The organism is Ramlibacter sp. WS9 (assembly GCF_003797765.1).
Taxonomy (GTDB): domain Bacteria; phylum Pseudomonadota; class Gammaproteobacteria; order Burkholderiales; family Burkholderiaceae_C; genus Ramlibacter.
Genome location: NZ_RKMB01000007.1, coordinates 223,765 through 239,422 on the forward strand (window position 1 = coordinate 223,765; position 15,658 = coordinate 239,422).

The 15,658-nt window shown below is 67.8% G+C and carries 13 protein-coding genes; 11 read left to right on the forward strand and 2 right to left on the reverse strand.

Annotated elements, in window-relative coordinates; all coding sequences use genetic code 11:
* The first annotated feature begins 123 nt into the window (after positions 1-123).
* From EEB15_RS13685 to EEB15_RS33670, 8 genes are read left to right on the forward strand one after another with little or no spacing between them, the layout of a single operon-like run.
* Positions 124-2,064, forward strand: coding sequence for a TonB-dependent siderophore receptor (locus EEB15_RS13685; RefSeq protein ID WP_158290098.1), 1,941 nt, complete (start codon positions 124-126; stop codon positions 2,062-2,064).
* Positions 2,061-2,750: a VTT domain-containing protein gene (locus EEB15_RS13690; protein ID WP_141510417.1), complete on the forward strand. Its 690-nt coding sequence runs from the start codon at positions 2,061-2,063 to the stop codon at positions 2,748-2,750. The genes EEB15_RS13685 and EEB15_RS13690 overlap by 4 nt, the downstream gene beginning before the upstream one ends.
* Positions 2,747-3,742, forward strand: coding sequence for a hypothetical protein (locus tag EEB15_RS13695; protein ID WP_141510418.1), 996 nt, complete (start codon positions 2,747-2,749; stop codon positions 3,740-3,742). The genes EEB15_RS13690 and EEB15_RS13695 overlap by 4 nt, the downstream gene beginning before the upstream one ends.
* Before the next feature lie 19 nt (positions 3,743-3,761).
* Positions 3,762-5,720: a hypothetical protein gene (locus EEB15_RS13700; protein ID WP_141510419.1), complete on the forward strand. Its 1,959-nt coding sequence runs from the start codon at positions 3,762-3,764 to the stop codon at positions 5,718-5,720.
* Positions 5,717-6,775, forward strand: coding sequence for a ferritin-like protein (locus EEB15_RS13705; RefSeq protein ID WP_141510420.1), 1,059 nt, complete (start codon positions 5,717-5,719; stop codon positions 6,773-6,775). Before EEB15_RS13700 ends, EEB15_RS13705 begins: the two co-directional genes overlap by 4 nt.
* Before the next feature lie 53 nt (positions 6,776-6,828).
* Complete coding sequence (locus tag EEB15_RS13710) at positions 6,829-7,182, forward strand: VOC family protein (RefSeq protein WP_158290099.1); 354 nt, start codon at positions 6,829-6,831, stop codon at positions 7,180-7,182.
* Positions 7,179-9,095 (forward strand): hypothetical protein, encoded by a 1,917-nt coding sequence (locus EEB15_RS33665; protein ID WP_158290100.1) that lies wholly within the window; start codon positions 7,179-7,181, stop codon positions 9,093-9,095. The genes EEB15_RS13710 and EEB15_RS33665 overlap by 4 nt, the downstream gene beginning before the upstream one ends.
* 20 nt (positions 9,096-9,115) lie before the next feature.
* Entirely contained in the window at positions 9,116-10,168 is a 1,053-nt protein-coding gene (locus EEB15_RS33670) for a ferritin-like protein (protein ID WP_158290101.1), read from the forward strand.
* Between the two features lie 7 nt (positions 10,169-10,175).
* On the opposite strand, the gene EEB15_RS13720 is transcribed toward EEB15_RS33670, so the two are convergent.
* Both EEB15_RS13720 and EEB15_RS13725 read right to left on the reverse strand, forming a co-directional pair.
* On the reverse strand, positions 10,176-11,141 hold the full coding sequence (locus EEB15_RS13720; protein WP_141510422.1) for a response regulator transcription factor: 966 nt from the start codon (positions 11,139-11,141) through the stop codon (positions 10,176-10,178).
* On the reverse strand, positions 11,138-14,743 hold the full coding sequence (locus EEB15_RS13725; protein ID WP_233259481.1) for an ATP-binding protein: 3,606 nt from the start codon (positions 14,741-14,743) through the stop codon (positions 11,138-11,140). Before EEB15_RS13725 ends, EEB15_RS13720 begins: the two co-directional genes overlap by 4 nt.
* A 100-nt stretch (positions 14,744-14,843) precedes the next feature.
* Here EEB15_RS13725 and ureA point away from each other — a divergent pair, with 100 nt between their 5' ends.
* From ureA to EEB15_RS13735, 3 genes are read left to right on the forward strand one after another with little or no spacing between them, the layout of a single operon-like run.
* Complete coding sequence (ureA, locus tag EEB15_RS13730; protein WP_141510423.1) at positions 14,844-15,146, forward strand: urease subunit gamma; 303 nt, start codon at positions 14,844-14,846, stop codon at positions 15,144-15,146.
* A gap of 23 nt (positions 15,147-15,169) precedes the next feature.
* Positions 15,170-15,346, forward strand: coding sequence for a hypothetical protein (locus tag EEB15_RS33675; protein ID WP_158290102.1), 177 nt, complete (start codon positions 15,170-15,172; stop codon positions 15,344-15,346).
* Between the two features lie 5 nt (positions 15,347-15,351).
* A complete protein-coding gene (locus EEB15_RS13735; RefSeq protein WP_141510455.1) occupies positions 15,352-15,657 on the forward strand; it encodes an urease subunit beta in 306 nt (101 codons plus the stop codon).
* Position 15,658: the final 1 nt, after the last annotated feature.

The following is a 15,658-nucleotide window of genomic DNA, read 5'->3' on the forward strand; positions in this document are numbered from 1 at the left end:
CTGCCGCGAGCGCACGGGCACCGCATTTTCGGGCAGCGACTGTCAACCTTGACAGGATTGAACCCCGGGGCGTGCTTCCACACAATCGGCCTGTTCTCGAAAAAAAGAAAACGGAGCCATTGCGTGAAGCAAGAGCCGAAGAGGGAGGGGGAACAGGCACGAAGCCACCCCCAGGACGCGGGTACGCTGTTGCATGCCCTGGTCAGGATCGCGCTGCCGTGCGTGCTCGGCGGCGGGCATGCGCTCGCCGTTGCGCAAACGCCGGTGACGCTGGAGGAGGTCCGCGTGAGCGCCAGCGCGCTGCCCGTGACGGCCGCCGCGGCGAGCCAGCACGTGACGGTGCTGACGCGCGCCGACCTGGACGCGCTCGGGCAACTCAGCGTGGCCGAGGCCTTGGCGCGGCAAGCCGGCATCGTGGTGGACCGAAGTCCGCGCAGCGGCGGCTACGGCTCGCTCTACCTGCGCGGCGCCGACCCGAGCCACGTGGTGGTGCTGGTGGACCACGTGCGCCAGAACGACCCGCTGTCGTCGCGCGGCAGCGCCGTGGACCTGAACACGTTGTCCACCGGCGACGTCGAACGCATCGAGATCGTGCGCGGCAACGTCAGCGTGGTGCATGCCGAGGCCCTGGCCGGGCTGATCCACATCTTCACGCGCCGCGCCGCCGGCACCGGGTATGCGGGCGTGGCGGTGGGCGGCGATGGCCTGCGCGCGGCACAGGCCGGGTTTGCCGGCGCGCAGCTGCGCGGCAGCATCAGCCACCGCGAAGACGGTGACAAGGCCGGCGGCTTCAACCGCACGCAAAGCGCCAACGCCGCGTGGGAGCAGCCGCTGGACGGCGGCGGCTCGGTGACGGTTTCGGCCCGCGTGGCCGACAGCCTCAACCGCGCGTTTCCGGACGACAGCGGCGGCGCCGAATTCGCCGTGCTGCGCCAGCTGGATTCGCGGCGCGCCACCAGCGGGCAGCTGTCCGCGCGGGCCGCCATCAACACGGCCGCCTCTGGCCGCGTCGAACTGCAGGCGACCACCCTGTCGCGCGACGGCGACGAGGTGACCAGCGGCGTTGCCCCCGGCGTGCGCGACCCCTTCGGCCTGCCCGCGATGACCACGCAGACCGACTACCGCCGCCACGAGGTTCAGGCGCTGTGGCTGCCGCCCACGAATTCCGATCTGCAAGTCACGCTGGGCATCCAGCACCAGCGCGAGACCGGCAAGCTCGCCAGCAACATCGACTTCGGCTTCTTCGCGCTGCCCGCCGACTTCGAGCTGTCGCGAAGCGTCACCAGCCTCATGGCCGAGGCTCGCTACCAGTGGGGTAGCTGGACGCTCCAGGGCGGGCTGCGCCACGAGCGCCCCGATGCGGGCGACGCGGCCACTCATCCCATGCTGTCCGTGCAGCACGCGCTGGGTGATGCACTGGGACATTGGGGTGTTTCCGTTTCGCGCGCCACCAAGCTGCCCAGCTTCTATGCGCTCGCGCATCCGCTGGTGGGCAACCCGCTGCTGCGCACCGAGCGCGCGACCCACCGCGAGCTGTACTACGCCAGCCCCCAGCGCTCGGCCTGGCCCAGCCGCGTCACGCTCTTCAGCGCGCGCTACAAGGATTTGATCGACTTCGACGCGGGCCCGCCGCCGCAGCTGGTCAACCGCGCGCGCATCAACGCCGACGGCGTGGAATGGCGCACCGGCCACACCTGGGACAACGGCTGGCGCCTGCGGCTGGACGGCACCGTGATGCGCGTGCGCGACCCGGAGGGCATCACCGAACTGCGGCATCGCCCGCACGCGCAATGGAGCGCGCAGCTGAACGTGCCCTGGGGGCCGCGGCGCGACTTCACGGTGCTCGCGAAGCATGTCGGACGGCGGCTGGATTCGTCCATCCCCACCGGCGACCAGCAGCTGGCGGCGGTAAACACCGTGGACATCTCAGCCCGCATGCCGGTGGGCGCCGCCATCGCCACGCTGGCCGTCGACAACCTGGCCAACAGCCGCAGCGCGGAAACGATAGGCACGCCCACGCCATCGCGCCGCCTGCGGCTCGCCCTGAACTGGAGCCTGCCATGACGACCGGTCCCACCGCCCTCTCCGCGCCCAGCCGCACCGCGCAATGGCTGCGTCTGGGCGGCATGCTGCTGCTGCTCACGCTTTTCATCCTGGTGCCGTTCGCGCTGTGGGGCGACGCACTGGACCAGGCCACGCCGGCCTGGATGACGCGGCCGGACAACGCGGTGCTGCTCGCCACGCTGGGCATCGCGCTGCTGGTGGCCGACGTGCTGCTGCCCATTCCCAGCAGCGTGGTGGGCATGGCCCTGTGCTGGACGCTGGGGCCGCTGTGGGGCGGCGCCAGCTTCGCGCTGGGCCTCACGCTGTCGTTCGCCTTTGGCTACGCGCTCGGCCGCCTGGCGCCGGAGCACCGCCTGCGGCAATGGGTCGGCCCGCCGCTCTGGGACACCGTGAGGGGCAAGGCGCAGCACCAGTCGCTGTGGTGGATCGTGGCGGCGCGGCCCTTGCCGCTGCTGGCCGAGATGAGCGCGCTGCTCGCCGGTGTGTGGCGCGTGCCGCCGGCGCAGGCGCTGGCGATGGCCGCGCTGTCGTCGTGCATCGTCGCGGCGCTGTACGCGGGCAGCGCGTGGCTGGGCATGACCGAGCCCGGCATAGGCATCACGCTGCTGGCAACGCTTGCGCTGCCGGCTTCCACCTGGGCATTGCACCGGCTCCTGGTGCGCCAACTTGCAAAGGAACTGACATGAACTTCAAAGCCCCGCTGGCCCTGCTGCTGGCCTTCGCTTTCAGTCTTTCGGCCAGCGCGCAAGAAGGCGCCCCGGCAAGCGCCCTGGACAAGTCGGCCTCGGCGCGCCACACCTACTACACGGGTGGCGTGCACAACGACAAGAACTGCAAGCCGCCGTCGAAATGCATCTACCCGCGCAAGGCGGGCGAGCCCACCGATCCGCTGTACCCGAAATGGTGGACCAGCGAGTGGACGATGTACCGCGTCTTCAACAACTACGACAAGTACCCGCCGCCCTACGCCTCGCCGCCGGCGGGCCTGACGCCGGCCGACTACCAGGTGTCTTACGGCGCGACCTACTACGACTCCACGTACCTGCCCGCCGACAAGGACGGCACCGGCGCGATGATGGAGCACTACGAGAAGTTCTGCCTGCCCATCTTCCCGATGGCCAACAACTTCAGCTGCTCGTTCGTGTCGCTGGGCAACAAGGCCTGGTTCCTGCGCTACGAGGACCGCCCGGCGGGCACGCCGGCCTGCTGCCAGTTCTCGCTGCACAACCACCCGCCGCGGCGCGACTTCATCAAGCACCTGCCGTACAACCCGCAGCAGAGCACGCACCTGGACGGCACGATCCAGGCCTATTCGCGCGAGGTCGGGCCGCAGAAGATTCTCTTCGGCTACGCCTTCAACAAGACCGCCACGTCGGACGACCCGTCCAACGCCAAGTCGCCCAAGTACCGCCATCCGCAGTCGTTCTTTTTCTCGGGCTATCCCGCGACGCCGCCCGACGCGCCCATCGTCAGCCAGAACTACACGAACTTCCGCGCCGACAAGCCCAACCCGCTCAAGACCTGGGCCCGCGTGCCCGAGATGTGCACGCCCAACCCGGGCTGGTGCTGCCTGTTCGCGGGCGACTGCCCGAACAACGACAAGGCGCAAGCCAATGCGCTTGCTGCACCGGCACCGGCCCCCGCCACGTGGGCCGACATGCTGGCGCCTGCCAAATAACCGGAGCAAAGGACGCACCATGAGCTACCTCGATTCGCCCCGCCTGCACTTCAGCGGCTGGTTCCAGGCCGACGTGTCCACCATCAACAACCGGGTCGAGCCTTTCCAGAACGACTCGTTCGTGCCGCAGTACCAGGAGTTGAACCAGAACGGCAGCTGGAACCCGGAGGGCACGGGCATCTTCCGCCTGATGGACTGCGCCGTCACCGGCGCCTTCATCGACGGCAAGCTGCTGACCACGCCGGCGGACGACCCCGTGATCGGCCTCAGCCTGCAGAACGCTGACCGGCGCGCGCCCGGCAAGCTGGTGGACCTGGACCCGCAGCAGCAGATGGTCTCCGAAATCTGGGGCATGCAGGTGCGGGTGGTGAACGGCGCCGCGCAGCCGCTGCTGCAAGGCGAGTACAAACCCGCCGCGTTCATCAACCTGTGGCAGCGCCAGCAGAAGGCCATGCCGCGCGACCAGACGCTGGCGGCGTACTACCAGTCGGTGCTGGAAGGCGTGAGCTGGCCCGACGCCACCGGCTCGCCGCTGCTGGACGCGCTGAAGGCCGCCACGCAGGAAGACATGCTGTCGATCCAGTTCAACGTGTACGGCTACGGGCGCGACTCGAAGATTCCGCGCTACACGCTGGGCCACATCGCCGGCACGATAGGCCCTTATCGCCGTGGCGAGCCCAGGCATTTCGTGATGGGCCGGCAAATGATCGCCTACGCGCCCAGCTCATTCGTGCAGCCTTCGCAAGGCGTGGGCAGCCTGCAGGCCAAGGTGTCGGCCGACGGCATGTGGCTCACAGCCGACTTCGGCAACTCCTTCCCGATCGAGGAGGCCAACAGCGGCCTGATGGACATCGGCGCGGTGTCCATCGGCGTGCTGAACACCAGCCCCGCCACTTTGCAGACCACGGTGGATGCGAGCCAGGTCACGGTGATCGCCCGGGTTCCCTACCTGGAGCCGCAGTGGTACACGCAGACCGCCGGCGTGCAGAGCTTCGACCTGTCGGCCAACGCCGCCGCGCGGCAACTGCTGCCGACGTGCCCGCTGGTGCTGCTCAAGCCCGTCACCGGCACGACCACCTACACCGTGCTGCTGCAGGAGTCCATCGAAGGCGTCTATGTTCGCGCCGACCAGTTCGTCTTCCGGCTGGAGCCGGGCGAGACCCAGCACGTGGAGTTCTACGCATCGAGCTTCGGCGTGCCGCTGCCCGCCGCGGCCGTCGCCATCAGCGCCACCGAGGGCATGATGGGCGGCTCCGGCGGCAACGGGCCGATGCACCCGCTGCCCGATCCGCCGGCGCCCATCCCCGACATCGGCACGCCCACGAGCGCCGTGACCTATGCGGGCAGTGTGACCACCGACCCAGCCGGCCGCGCTCGGCTGCCGGTGACGGCTTCTTCCGACGGGCCCGGCATGCCGCGCGGCTACATCGCCGGCCAGCTGTACGGCCTGGGCTACCAGCTGGCCGCGCAGCCCGCCGGCTACGTGGGCAACCCGCTGAACTACGTGAGCGTGCTGGCCTACAGCGCGGGCACGGGGACGCAGAGCCCCACCTGGTACCAAAATATCCAGCCGCTGTTCACGCAGTACGCGCATCTCTACCCGATCATGAGCCGGCACGTGGTGGACCTGTCGGACTACGCCTCGGTGTGTTCGCGGCTGGCCATCCTGAAGCTCGCGTTCGCGCTGCCGCCACGCGATCCGAACCACATGCCCGTCACGCGCGACCTGAGCGCGGGCGACCGCGCCACCATCCTCAAGTGGCTGGACATGAAAGGCGCGGACGGCTTGCCACCGCTGGGCACGAAGCCGCCGGCGCCACCCCCACCGGCCGTCAGCAAAGTGGCGGCCACCGCAGCCGCACCCGCGGCCACCCCCATGCCGGCACCCGGCGAGGCGGGCGGCAAGACCGCGGTGATCCAGGGCTACGAGCAGCGCCGCGCCCGCGCCGCCGCGAATTCCGGAGGGAACCAGCCATGATCAAGCTGCAACGCCAGGTCATCCGCGGCATCCGCGCCGCCGGCAGCGCCGAGGAGCTGCATCGCTATTTGCAGAACGCGGTGGAGCTGGAGCACAGCACCATCCCGCCCTACCTCACGGCGATGTTCTCGCTCAAGCCGGGTACCAACCTGCTCATTGCGCAGCTGATCCGCAGCATCGTCATCCAGGAGATGCTGCACATGAGCATCGCCGCCAACATCCTGATCGCGATAGGCGGCCATCCGCAGATCAACCGCCGCGCCTTCATCCCGAAGTACCCCGGCACGCTGCCCATGAACATCGGTGATGGCCTCGTCGTCGGCATCGAGGCGTTCTCGATCCCGCTGGTGCAGAACACCTTCATGGCGATCGAGGAGCCGGAGAACCCGATCCCGGTCAAGACCCAGCTGGTGGGTGCGGAGGCCGAGGCCGAGCCCGAATACGCCACCATCGGCCAGTTCTACGACGCCATCCAGCAGCAGATCGTCAAGCTCGGCCCGTCCATCTTCGTGAAGCCCACCGCGCCGCCGCAGGTGGTGTCCACGGAGTGGTTCCCGGCGGACAAGCTCTTCCCCATCACCGATTGCGAAAGCGCCTGCCGCGCCATCGAGATCATCAAGCGCGAGGGCGAGGGCACATCGGTCACGCCGTACGAGTCGAAGGGCGACCCGGCGCACTACTACAAGTTCGGCGAGATCGCCGCCGGGCGCGGCCTGGTCGCCACGCCCGATGGCTACGCCTATGCCGGCGCGCCTATTCCCTTCGACGAGTCCGGCGTCTGGCCGCTGCGGCCCAACTGCAAGATCGCCGACTTCAAGGTAGGCACGCAGGCGCGCACCCGCATCGAGCAGTTCGCCTACAGCTACGGCTCGCTGCTCAACGCAATGCACGAGGCCTTCAACGGCCAGCCGGACCGGCTCGACACGGCCATCGGCGTGATGTACGACCTGCGCGTCGTCGCCGTCGCGATGATGCAGACCGATATCGGTGACGGCAGCGGCCAGACGGTGGGGCCGAGCTTCGAGTACATCGAGCGGCAGGGAGGCATGCCATGAGCCGCCGGGCCGCTCCCAAGGCTCCTAGCACCGCCAACCAGCACCCTTCGGTGATGTTCGAAATCATCGCGCGCGACCAGGGCGCGTTGCAGACCTTCTACACCAGCGTGTTCGGCTGGAACTACCAGGCCGGCAGCAGCGGTTTCGCTTACGTGAATTTCCCGCTGCGCACGCTGCCGCTGCTCGGCGGCATCGGCCAGGCCAACTCCAGCCCGGGGTTCGAGCCGGGGCGCAACTTCTACCTGCTGGTGGACGACCTCGACGCGGCCATCGCCCGCGCACTGGCCGCCGGCGGCAGCCGCTACATGGAACCGACCAGCGCGGACGGCTACCACTTCGCGATGGTCCGCGACCCCGAGGGCAATCCCATCGGCCTCATCAAACCGTTCAGCGAGAAACCTGCATGAGCTACCTCAGCACCTTGCGCCTGCACTTCGCGGGCCAGTTCCAGGCCAACGTGTCGACGGTCAACAACGACCCCGGCCACTTCGACAACGCGGCGTTCCTTCCGAGCTACCAGCTGATGCAGGGCGACAACATGCAGCCGCCCAACGGCTGGTTCAACCCGCAGGGCGACGCGGCCTGGCGCTTCCTGGGCTGCGCCGTCACGGCCGCCTGGACGCCGTCGGGCGCGGTGCCCGGAACCGATCCGGTGCTGCAATGCATCGTCGCCGACTCCGACGGGCGGGCGCCCGCCAAGCTGGTCGACCTGGACAGCGAGCAGCAGCTGGTCTCCGAGATCTGGGGCCTGCAGGTGCGCATCGCCGATGCCAGCGGCAACACCCTGATGCGCGGCGATTTCGAGCCCGCTGCGTTCGCCGACATCTGGGACCGCGCCACCGGCGCGGAAGACGGCGGCGACGTCGACGCGGGAGCCATGTACCAGTCGGTGCTCACCCATCTGCAATGGGGCGATGTGACGTCCTCGCCCTTTCTGTTGGCGTTGCAGGCTGCCGCATCGGACGGCCTGCTGTCGATCAAGTTCAACGTCGACAGCCTGAACATGACATTCACCTCGCCCGACTTCATGTGCGGACGCATCGTGGGCACCATAGGCCCGGCAACCGCTGCCGAACCTCGGCACATGGTGATCGGCCGGCAGTTCATGGCCGCGCCCATGAACCCGCCCCCGAACCCTCCCCCGAACTTTTTCGAGCCCCAAGGCAACGTCAACTTCTGCACCGCGGTGGTGGACACGTCATCGAATTCCATCCTGCTCGACCTGGGCAATGCGATCAGTACCTCGGCCACCACCGGCGACTTGAACGACCTGGGCGACCTGGTGCTGGGCGTGTATTCGCCGATCGCGACGCCCGGCAACCCGGCCGGCACCGTCATCGCACTGGGCACCATCCCCTCGCAAGGCAGCGGCGGCTACGCGAGCGACCCGACCTGGTACGGCCGCACCGCCGGCATCGTCGCCCTGCCCTTGACCAACGCACAGCAGCAGGCCATTGCCGCATCGCAGCTGTGGCTCACCGGCAGCGGCACCACCGCGATCAGCGAATGGGCGAGCGGCGCCTATGTGCGGGCCGACACCTACGTGTACCGCATGAGCCCGGGCGACGTGGCCAACGTCGCCGTGTTTGCCACGCAGTGGGGCCAGCCGTTGGAAGGCGCCAGCGTCGGCTTCGTCGCCGACCCGTCGCAGTTGCAGGCACAGGTGGGCAGCGGCTTTCCCTTCATCATGACGAGCCCGGCGGTGGCCACACCCGCCGACGCGCTGGCCTTCAACACCACCGGCACCACGGACAACACCGGCCTCGCGGTGCTGACCATCACCGCGAGCGACCCCGGCACGCCGCGCTACTTCAACAACGGGCAGGACTACGGGCTGGACGGCCAGGTCTACGGCATCCGCCCCTCGCTGACAGGTTCGCAGTACACGGGCCCGGTGAACCAGTGGGACTTCGTCAGCGTCCTGTTGTGGAGCGGCTTCACGCCCGGCAACCCTGTGACGTGGAACGCCCTGCAGCCGATCTTCCAGCAGTACGCCAACCTGTACCCGGTGATGAACCGCTTCCTGAACCTGGCGGACTATGCCTCGGTGGTGGCCAACGCTTCGCTGCTGCTGCTGGCCTTCGGGCTGGACCCGGCCAACCCCAATGCCATGCCGGTGACGCGCGACCTCTCGCCCGCCAAGCGCAACGCGATCCTGGACTGGCTGAAGAACCCGCTGCCCGGTCCGCCGCTGGCCAAGCCCGCCGCGCCCAAGGCGGCGGGCGCGGCCGCGCATGGGACACCCGGCCGGGCAGCCAAGGGCGGCAAGGCCGCGGCCGCCGCGCGCAGGCTGGTACTGCAAACCGCAAAGACGCAGTAAGACCCCACAGAAAGCCCCTCATGATCCGCCTTCAACGTTCATCGATCCAGGGCCTGCAAGGCAGCGCCCCCACGGTGCAGTCCGTTTGCGCCGCGCTGCAACAGGCCGTCGAGCTGGAGCACGCCACCATCCCCGTGTACCTGTACGCGCTGTACTCGCTGGATGCCGCGCAGAACCGGGAGATCGCCGGCATCATCCAGTCGGTGGTGATCGAGGAGATGCTGCACATGACGCTGGCGTCCAACGTGCTCAACGCGCTGGGCGGCTCGCCGCAGATCGGCCAGCCCGGCTTCGTCCCCACTTACCCCGGGCCGCTGCCCGGCGGCGTGGAAAGCAGCCTCATCGTCAACCTCGCGCCGTTCTCGATGGCGCAGCTGCAGACCTTCCTGGACATCGAGGAGCCGGAAGACCCGATCAACTACCGCGCGCTGCCGCTGGCCGCGGCGCTGGAAGGCGCGCCGATCACCATCGGCCAGTTCTACACCGCCATCTCGGACGCGATCGCGCTGCTGGGCAACGGGGCCTTCGTCGACCCGCCGCGCAACCAGGTCGGCCCCGACCTGATGGACGAGTCGGTGGTGGTGGTGGACGTGGCCTCGGCCCAGCAGGCCATCGCCACCATCATCGAGCAGGGCGAAGGCACCAGCACCTCGCCTAAGGAAGTGGTGGGCGGGGGCTATGCCCACTACTACCGCTTCATGCAGATCCAGAAGGGCCGGTTGCTGGTGCCGGTGTCGCCAAGCCTGCCGCCTGATGCGCAATATGCCTATGCCGGCGAGCCCGTGCCCTTCAATGCCGAAGGCGTCTACGCCGTGCCCACCAATCCCAAGGCGGCTGGGTACGCCGCGGGCTCGGCCCAGGCTTTTGCCAACGACAACTTCAACTACACCTACACCAGCCTGCTGCTGGCGCTGCACGCGATGTTCAACGGCCAGGCCACGCAGGACCAGTTCAACGTCGCCATCGGCCTGATGATGTCGCTCAAGGGCCAGGCCAAGGCGATGATGTCCGGCATCCCCAACCCCGCCGTGCTGACGGGGCCGAGTTTCGAATACCAGCCGGTGAATCCGTAGCGGGAGGCTAACCCTCGAACTGCGGATGCAGCTGGCGGATGCGCGTCATCGCCATGCCGGCGGCGGCGGTGCGCGTCTCGACACCCAGCTTCGCGAACACCCGCTCCAGGTGCTTCTTCACCGTGGCCGGGCTGGAGCCCAGGATGTCGCCGATGTCGCGATTGATCTTGCCCTTGACCACCCAGTACAGCACCTCGGCTTCACGCGCCGTGAGCTTGAACGACAGGCTCATCGCTTCGATCACCGCCGTGTCGGACACTTCGCGCATCACGATCAGCCAGTCACCCCCTCCTTCGCTATCGCCCGTCTGCTGGTGCAGGCGGAACGTGAGGCGGCGCGCGCCGAGTTCGGCGGTGAGGCGCGGCGGCTCGATGTGCTGCTCCGCCTCTTTCAGGTGCCGGCGCAGCCAGTCGATCACCGGCTGCGGCGCTTCGGGCGCGGCGGTGCCGTAGTAGGCCATCAGCAGCTCGCGCGCGAGCGGCGTCTGCCACATCAACTTGCCGTCGCTTGCGCGCACGGTGATGCTGGCGTAGCCAAATGCGTCCAGCGCATTGCGCGTCTGCCGCGCCTGGCGCGCGCCCTGCATGTGCACCTCCATGCGCGCCAACACTTCCTTCGGCTTGATCGGCTTGGTCACGTAGTCGACGCCGCCGGCGGCGAGCGCGGCGACCAGGTGCTCGGTCTCCGTGAGCCCGGTCATGAAGATGATGGGGATGTGCGCCGTGTGCGGCGAGGCTTTGAGGCGCTTGGCCACCTCGAAGCCGTCCATGCCCGGCATCATCGCGTCGAGCAGCACGATGTCGGGCAGGGCCTGCGCGGCGCGCTGCAAAGCCGCTTCGCCGCCGGTGGCTACCAGTACGGTGTAACCCGATTCGTCGAGCGCGTCATGCAGCACGGACAGGTTGTCCGGGACGTCGTCGACGATCAGCACCACGTCGCTGTTGGCGCGATCGAGTTCTACCCGGGCGTTCATGGCTTCACCTCCACCAACGGCGCCTTGGCCAGATCGCGGCTCATGGCTTCGAACTGGAACTGCCGCGCCGACTCGCGCATCGCGGCGGTGAAGCCGGCGCACTCGGGCTGCGCCGCGTCGATCTCGTCCAGCTGGTTCATGATGCCGCGGTAGTAGCCCAGCTGCACCGATTGCTGCAGTGCCTGCAGCGACGCGGCCTCGGGCCACGCCCACGCTTGCGCGGCCAGGGGCGCGGGCGGCGCGAGTGGTGGTGCCGATTCGAGCCAACGCAGCCCCAACTGTTTTTCGAGCCAGTCCAGCAGCTCGCTGTGGCGCACCGGCTTCAGGATGAAGTCTTCGGGCCGCACGCCGACGTCGTTGTCCAGGCCCTTGTCGAAGGCATTGGCCGACACGATGGCGATCTTGGCCCCCACGCTTTTCACTTCGTGTAATGCGCTGCCCCCCGAGGCGGCGATCGCGTGGACATGCTCTAGCCGTCGCAAGCGCCGGATCGTCTCCCAGCCGTCGATGCCGGGCATGGCCAGGTCCATCAGCACTGCGTCGGGTTGCAGCCCGGCAGCCAGCAAGTCCAGCGCGTCGTGGCCGCTGGCGGCGGTGCGCAACTCGAAGCCGAGCGGCTCCAGCAGCTGCACCAGCAGTTCGCGGTCTGCTTCTTCGTTGTCCACCACCAGCAGCTTGCGGCGCGGGCCTTCGTACCCGCGTCGCGGCCGCGGCGCAAGGGGTTTCGCTGCGACGACGGCGTTGTGCACTTCGGGCAGGAACAGCTTGATGCGGAACACCGATCCGGTGCCCGGCGTGCTCGCGACCCTCATCTCGCCGCCCATGAGGTCGGTGAGCATCTTCGCGATGGTCAGGCCCAGGCCCGCGCCGGGCGCGGTGTGGCTGGCGCTGTTGCCGCGCGCGAAGGGCTCGAAGATCTGCGCCAGTTCCTCGGCAGTGAGGCCCGGGCCCGTGTCCTCGATGTCGATGTGGGCCATCTCTCGCGCGTAGCGGATGCGAAACGTCACTTGCCCCTCGGACGTGAACTTGATCGCGTTGCCCAACAGGTTGATGAGGATCTGGCGCACGCGCTTTTCATCGGCGCGCACTACTTCGGGCACGTTGCCCTCGGCCTCGAAGCGAAAGGCCAGGCCCTTGGCCGAAGCCTGCAGCTCGAACATGCCGGCCATCTCGTGCACGCAGTCGGCAAACTGCATGGGCTTGACGTTCAGCGTGAGCTTGCCCGACTCGATGCGCGCGATGTCCAGCGTGCCTTCGATCAACGACAGCAAGTGCTCGCCGCCGCGCTTGATCACGTTGACGGCCTGCTTGCGATGCGTGGGCACGCTGGCGTCTTCTCCCATCAGCTGCGCGTAGCCCAGGATGCTGTTGAGCGGTGTGCGCAGCTCGTGGCTGATGGCGCTGATGTAGCGGCTCTTGGCCTGGTTGGCGTGCTCGGCCGCCAGCTTGGCTTGCTCGGCCAGCAGCTTCGCGTTCTGCAGCGCTTCGTCGGTCTGCTTGTGCGACTCGATCTCGCGCATCAGCAAATGGGTCTGGCGGTTCGATTCCTCTTGCGCCACCTGGCGGCTTTTGTGCGCGAGCACCAGCCACCAGGCGACGATGCCCGCGATGACCAGCAGCGCCATGTAGGCTTTCAGGAAACCGGAGCGCAAGGTGCCGTCGGATGCACGGTCAAACATTTGCGAAGGCTGCAGCAGTTGCGCCACCGCCCGCACTTCCTGGTGGTAGAGCAACCCGAACAGCGTGGCCAGCAAGGGCACGATGATCAGCATGAGCAAGAGGAAGTGGCCCAGCCCCGTGTCCAGGTACGGCCACACTCGGCGCGGCAGCAGCCATCGCAGCGCCGACGACCATTGCGACGACAGGCTCCCGTGCGGCTTGCACAGGTCGCCGCAGCGCGCGTCGAGCGTGCAGCACAGCGAGCAGATGTGGCCCTGGTAGGCCGGGCAATGCGCCATGTCGGGGCCTTCGTATTCGCGCTCGCAGATCACGCATCGGCGGGTTTCGTCATTCCCGCGGAGGCGGGAATCCAGGGCGCCCCCCGCCTTCGCGGGGGCAGGCTCTGTCATCCCCGCCTGCGCGGGGATGACGGGATGGCGTGCGATGTAGTACTTTCCCTTCGTGGCCCACGCGATCAGCGGCGCCGTCACGAACGCCACGCCCAACGCGATCAATGCCGAAAACGCTTGCGCCATCGGCCCGAAGAAACCGAGGTGCGCCGCGATCGACAGCGCCGAAGCCAACGCCATCGCACCGACTCCCACCGGGTTGATATCGTAGAGATACGCCCGCTTGAACTCGATGCCCGGCGGCGACAGGCCCAGCGGCTTGTTGATGACCAGGTCGGCCACCACCGCCATCATCCAGGCGATGGCGATGTTGGAGTAAAGGCCCAGCACGTCGCCCAGCGCCTGGAAGACGTTCATCTCCATCAGCATGAAGGCGATCAGCGTATTGAACACCACCCACACGACTCGGCCCGGATGGCTGTGCGTCACGCGTGAGAAGAAGTTCGACCACGCGAGCGACCCAGCGTAGGCGTTGGTGACGTTGATCTTCAGCTGTGAGATCACGACAAAGAGCGCAGTGGCCGCAACGGCCCATCCGTAGTTCGGGAACACGTATTCATAGGCCGCCAGGTACATCTGGTTCGGGTCCACCGCCCGGTCCACAGGCACCATATGGGTGATTGCGAGGTAGGCCAGGAGCGCGCCGCCCAACATCTTGACGACGCCCAGAATGACCCAGCCAGGGCCACCAACCAACACCCCGAGCCACCAGCTTTTGCGAGTAGCGGCGGTGCGGGCGGGCATGAAACGCAGGTAGTCGGCCTGCTCGCCCATCTGGGTAATGAGAGCGATGCCCACGGTGAGTGCGGCACCAAACAGGTGCAGTTTGAATTCGGCGGTTTGGCCCTTGTCCCCTGCATAGTGCGTGATGCCCGCGAACGCACCAGGATCGCGCATGAGCACGTAGACGAAGGGCACCACCAGCATCACCAGCCACAGCGGCTGGGTCCAGACCTGCAGCCGGCTGATGGCGGAGACGCCGTGGGTGACCAGCGGGATGACGACCAGGGCGCAGATCAGGTAGCCCCAGCTGGGCGGAATGCCGAGCGCCAGTTCCAGCGCGTACGCCATCACCGCTGCCTCCAGGGCAAAGAAGATGAAGGTGAACGAGGCGTAGATCAGCGAGGTAAGCGTCGAGCCGATGTACCCGAAGCCCGCGCCGCGCGTGAGCAGATCCATGTCCACGCCGTAGCGGGCGGCGTAAATGCTGATCGGCAGGCCGGCTACGAAGATGATGAGGCCGGTGGCCAGAATCGCCCAGAAGGCGTTCATGAAGCCGTACTGCACGAGGAGCGTTGCCCCCACCGCCTCCAGGATCAGGAACGACGCCGCGCCGAACGCGGTGTTCGCCACCCGAAAGGTCGACCACTTGCGAAACCGCTGCGGGGTGTAGCGCAGGGCGTAGTCTTCCATCGTCTCGCTGGCCACCCAGCTGTTGTAGTCGCGCCGAACCTTCACGATGCGCTGCGGCGCGTCGTCTCCGGCCTTGCGCTGCGGCGCGTCGATGGGGACGATCGGGATGACTTCGTTCACGGCTGGGAAGTGCAGATTCCGTGCCCGTCCATGCGCCGTCCGGCGTATAGCCCGGCACGGCCCTTGCACTAAGATGGCCCGCTACACCCGGCCGCCCCCCATGGAACTGACCCCCCGCGAAAAAGACAAGCTGCTGATCTTCACCGCCGGCCTGCTCGCCGAGAGGCGCAAGGCACGCGGGCTCAAGCTCAATTACCCCGAGGCGGTGGCGCTGATTTCCGCAGCCGTCATGGAAGGCGCGCGCGACGGCAAGACCGTGGCGCGACTCATGAGCGAAGGCCGTGCCGTGCTCACACGGGCCGACGTGATGGAAGGCGTGGCCGAGATGATCCCCGACATCCAGGTCGAAGCGACCTTTCCCGACGGGACCAAGCTGGTCACCGTGCACCAGCCAATCGTCTGAACCGATTCAAGACAGGAGCCCCCATGCGATTCGCGAAACAGCTTTCGGCCGCCACCACGCTGATGGCCGCCACTGCCGGTGTCTGGGCGCACGACGGGCATGGCCTGGCCGGATCTCATTGGCACTCGACGGATGCTGCGGGCATTGCGCTCGTCGCCGTCCTCGCTGGTCTGGCCCTCTTCTTCTCGCGCGGCGAATGAGCATGCTGGTCCCCGGCGAGCTCTTCACCGACGCGGGTGACCACGCGCTCAACCCAGGCCGGCGCACCGCGACGCTCATCGTGCGCAACACCGCGGATCGGCCGATCCAGGTCGGCTCGCACTACCACTTCGCCGAAACCAACGGCGCCCTGCAGTTCGACCGCGACGCGGCGCGCGGCATGCGGCTGAACATCGCATCGGGTACTGCAGTGCGCTTCGAGCCCGGCCAGCAACGCACCGTGGAGCTGGTGGATTTTTCAGGCGAGCGCACGGTCTATGGCTTCCGCGGCCTGGTGCAAGGAGCGCTCTAGA

What these genes read in the sequence shown, in the direction of transcription:
- ureA (WP_141510423.1), top strand. Translation starts at nt 14,844, where the DNA reads ATGGAACTGACCCCCCGCGAAAAAGACAAGCTGCTGATCTTCACCGCC.
- EEB15_RS13700 (WP_141510419.1), top strand. Translation starts at nt 3,762, where the DNA reads ATGAGCTACCTCGATTCGCCCCGCCTGCACTTCAGCGGCTGGTTCCAG.
- EEB15_RS13710 (WP_158290099.1), top strand. Translation starts at nt 6,829, where the DNA reads ATGTTCGAAATCATCGCGCGCGACCAGGGCGCGTTGCAGACCTTCTAC.
- EEB15_RS13720 (WP_141510422.1), bottom strand. Translation starts at nt 11,141, where the DNA reads ATGAACGCCCGGGTAGAACTCGATCGCGCCAACAGCGACGTGGTGCTG.
- EEB15_RS33665 (WP_158290100.1), top strand. Translation starts at nt 7,179, where the DNA reads ATGAGCTACCTCAGCACCTTGCGCCTGCACTTCGCGGGCCAGTTCCAG.
- EEB15_RS13695 (WP_141510418.1), top strand. Translation starts at nt 2,747, where the DNA reads ATGAACTTCAAAGCCCCGCTGGCCCTGCTGCTGGCCTTCGCTTTCAGT.
- EEB15_RS33670 (WP_158290101.1), top strand. Translation starts at nt 9,116, where the DNA reads ATGATCCGCCTTCAACGTTCATCGATCCAGGGCCTGCAAGGCAGCGCC.
- EEB15_RS13690 (WP_141510417.1), top strand. Translation starts at nt 2,061, where the DNA reads ATGACGACCGGTCCCACCGCCCTCTCCGCGCCCAGCCGCACCGCGCAA.
- EEB15_RS13705 (WP_141510420.1), top strand. Translation starts at nt 5,717, where the DNA reads ATGATCAAGCTGCAACGCCAGGTCATCCGCGGCATCCGCGCCGCCGGC.
- EEB15_RS33675 (WP_158290102.1), top strand. Translation starts at nt 15,170, where the DNA reads ATGCGATTCGCGAAACAGCTTTCGGCCGCCACCACGCTGATGGCCGCC.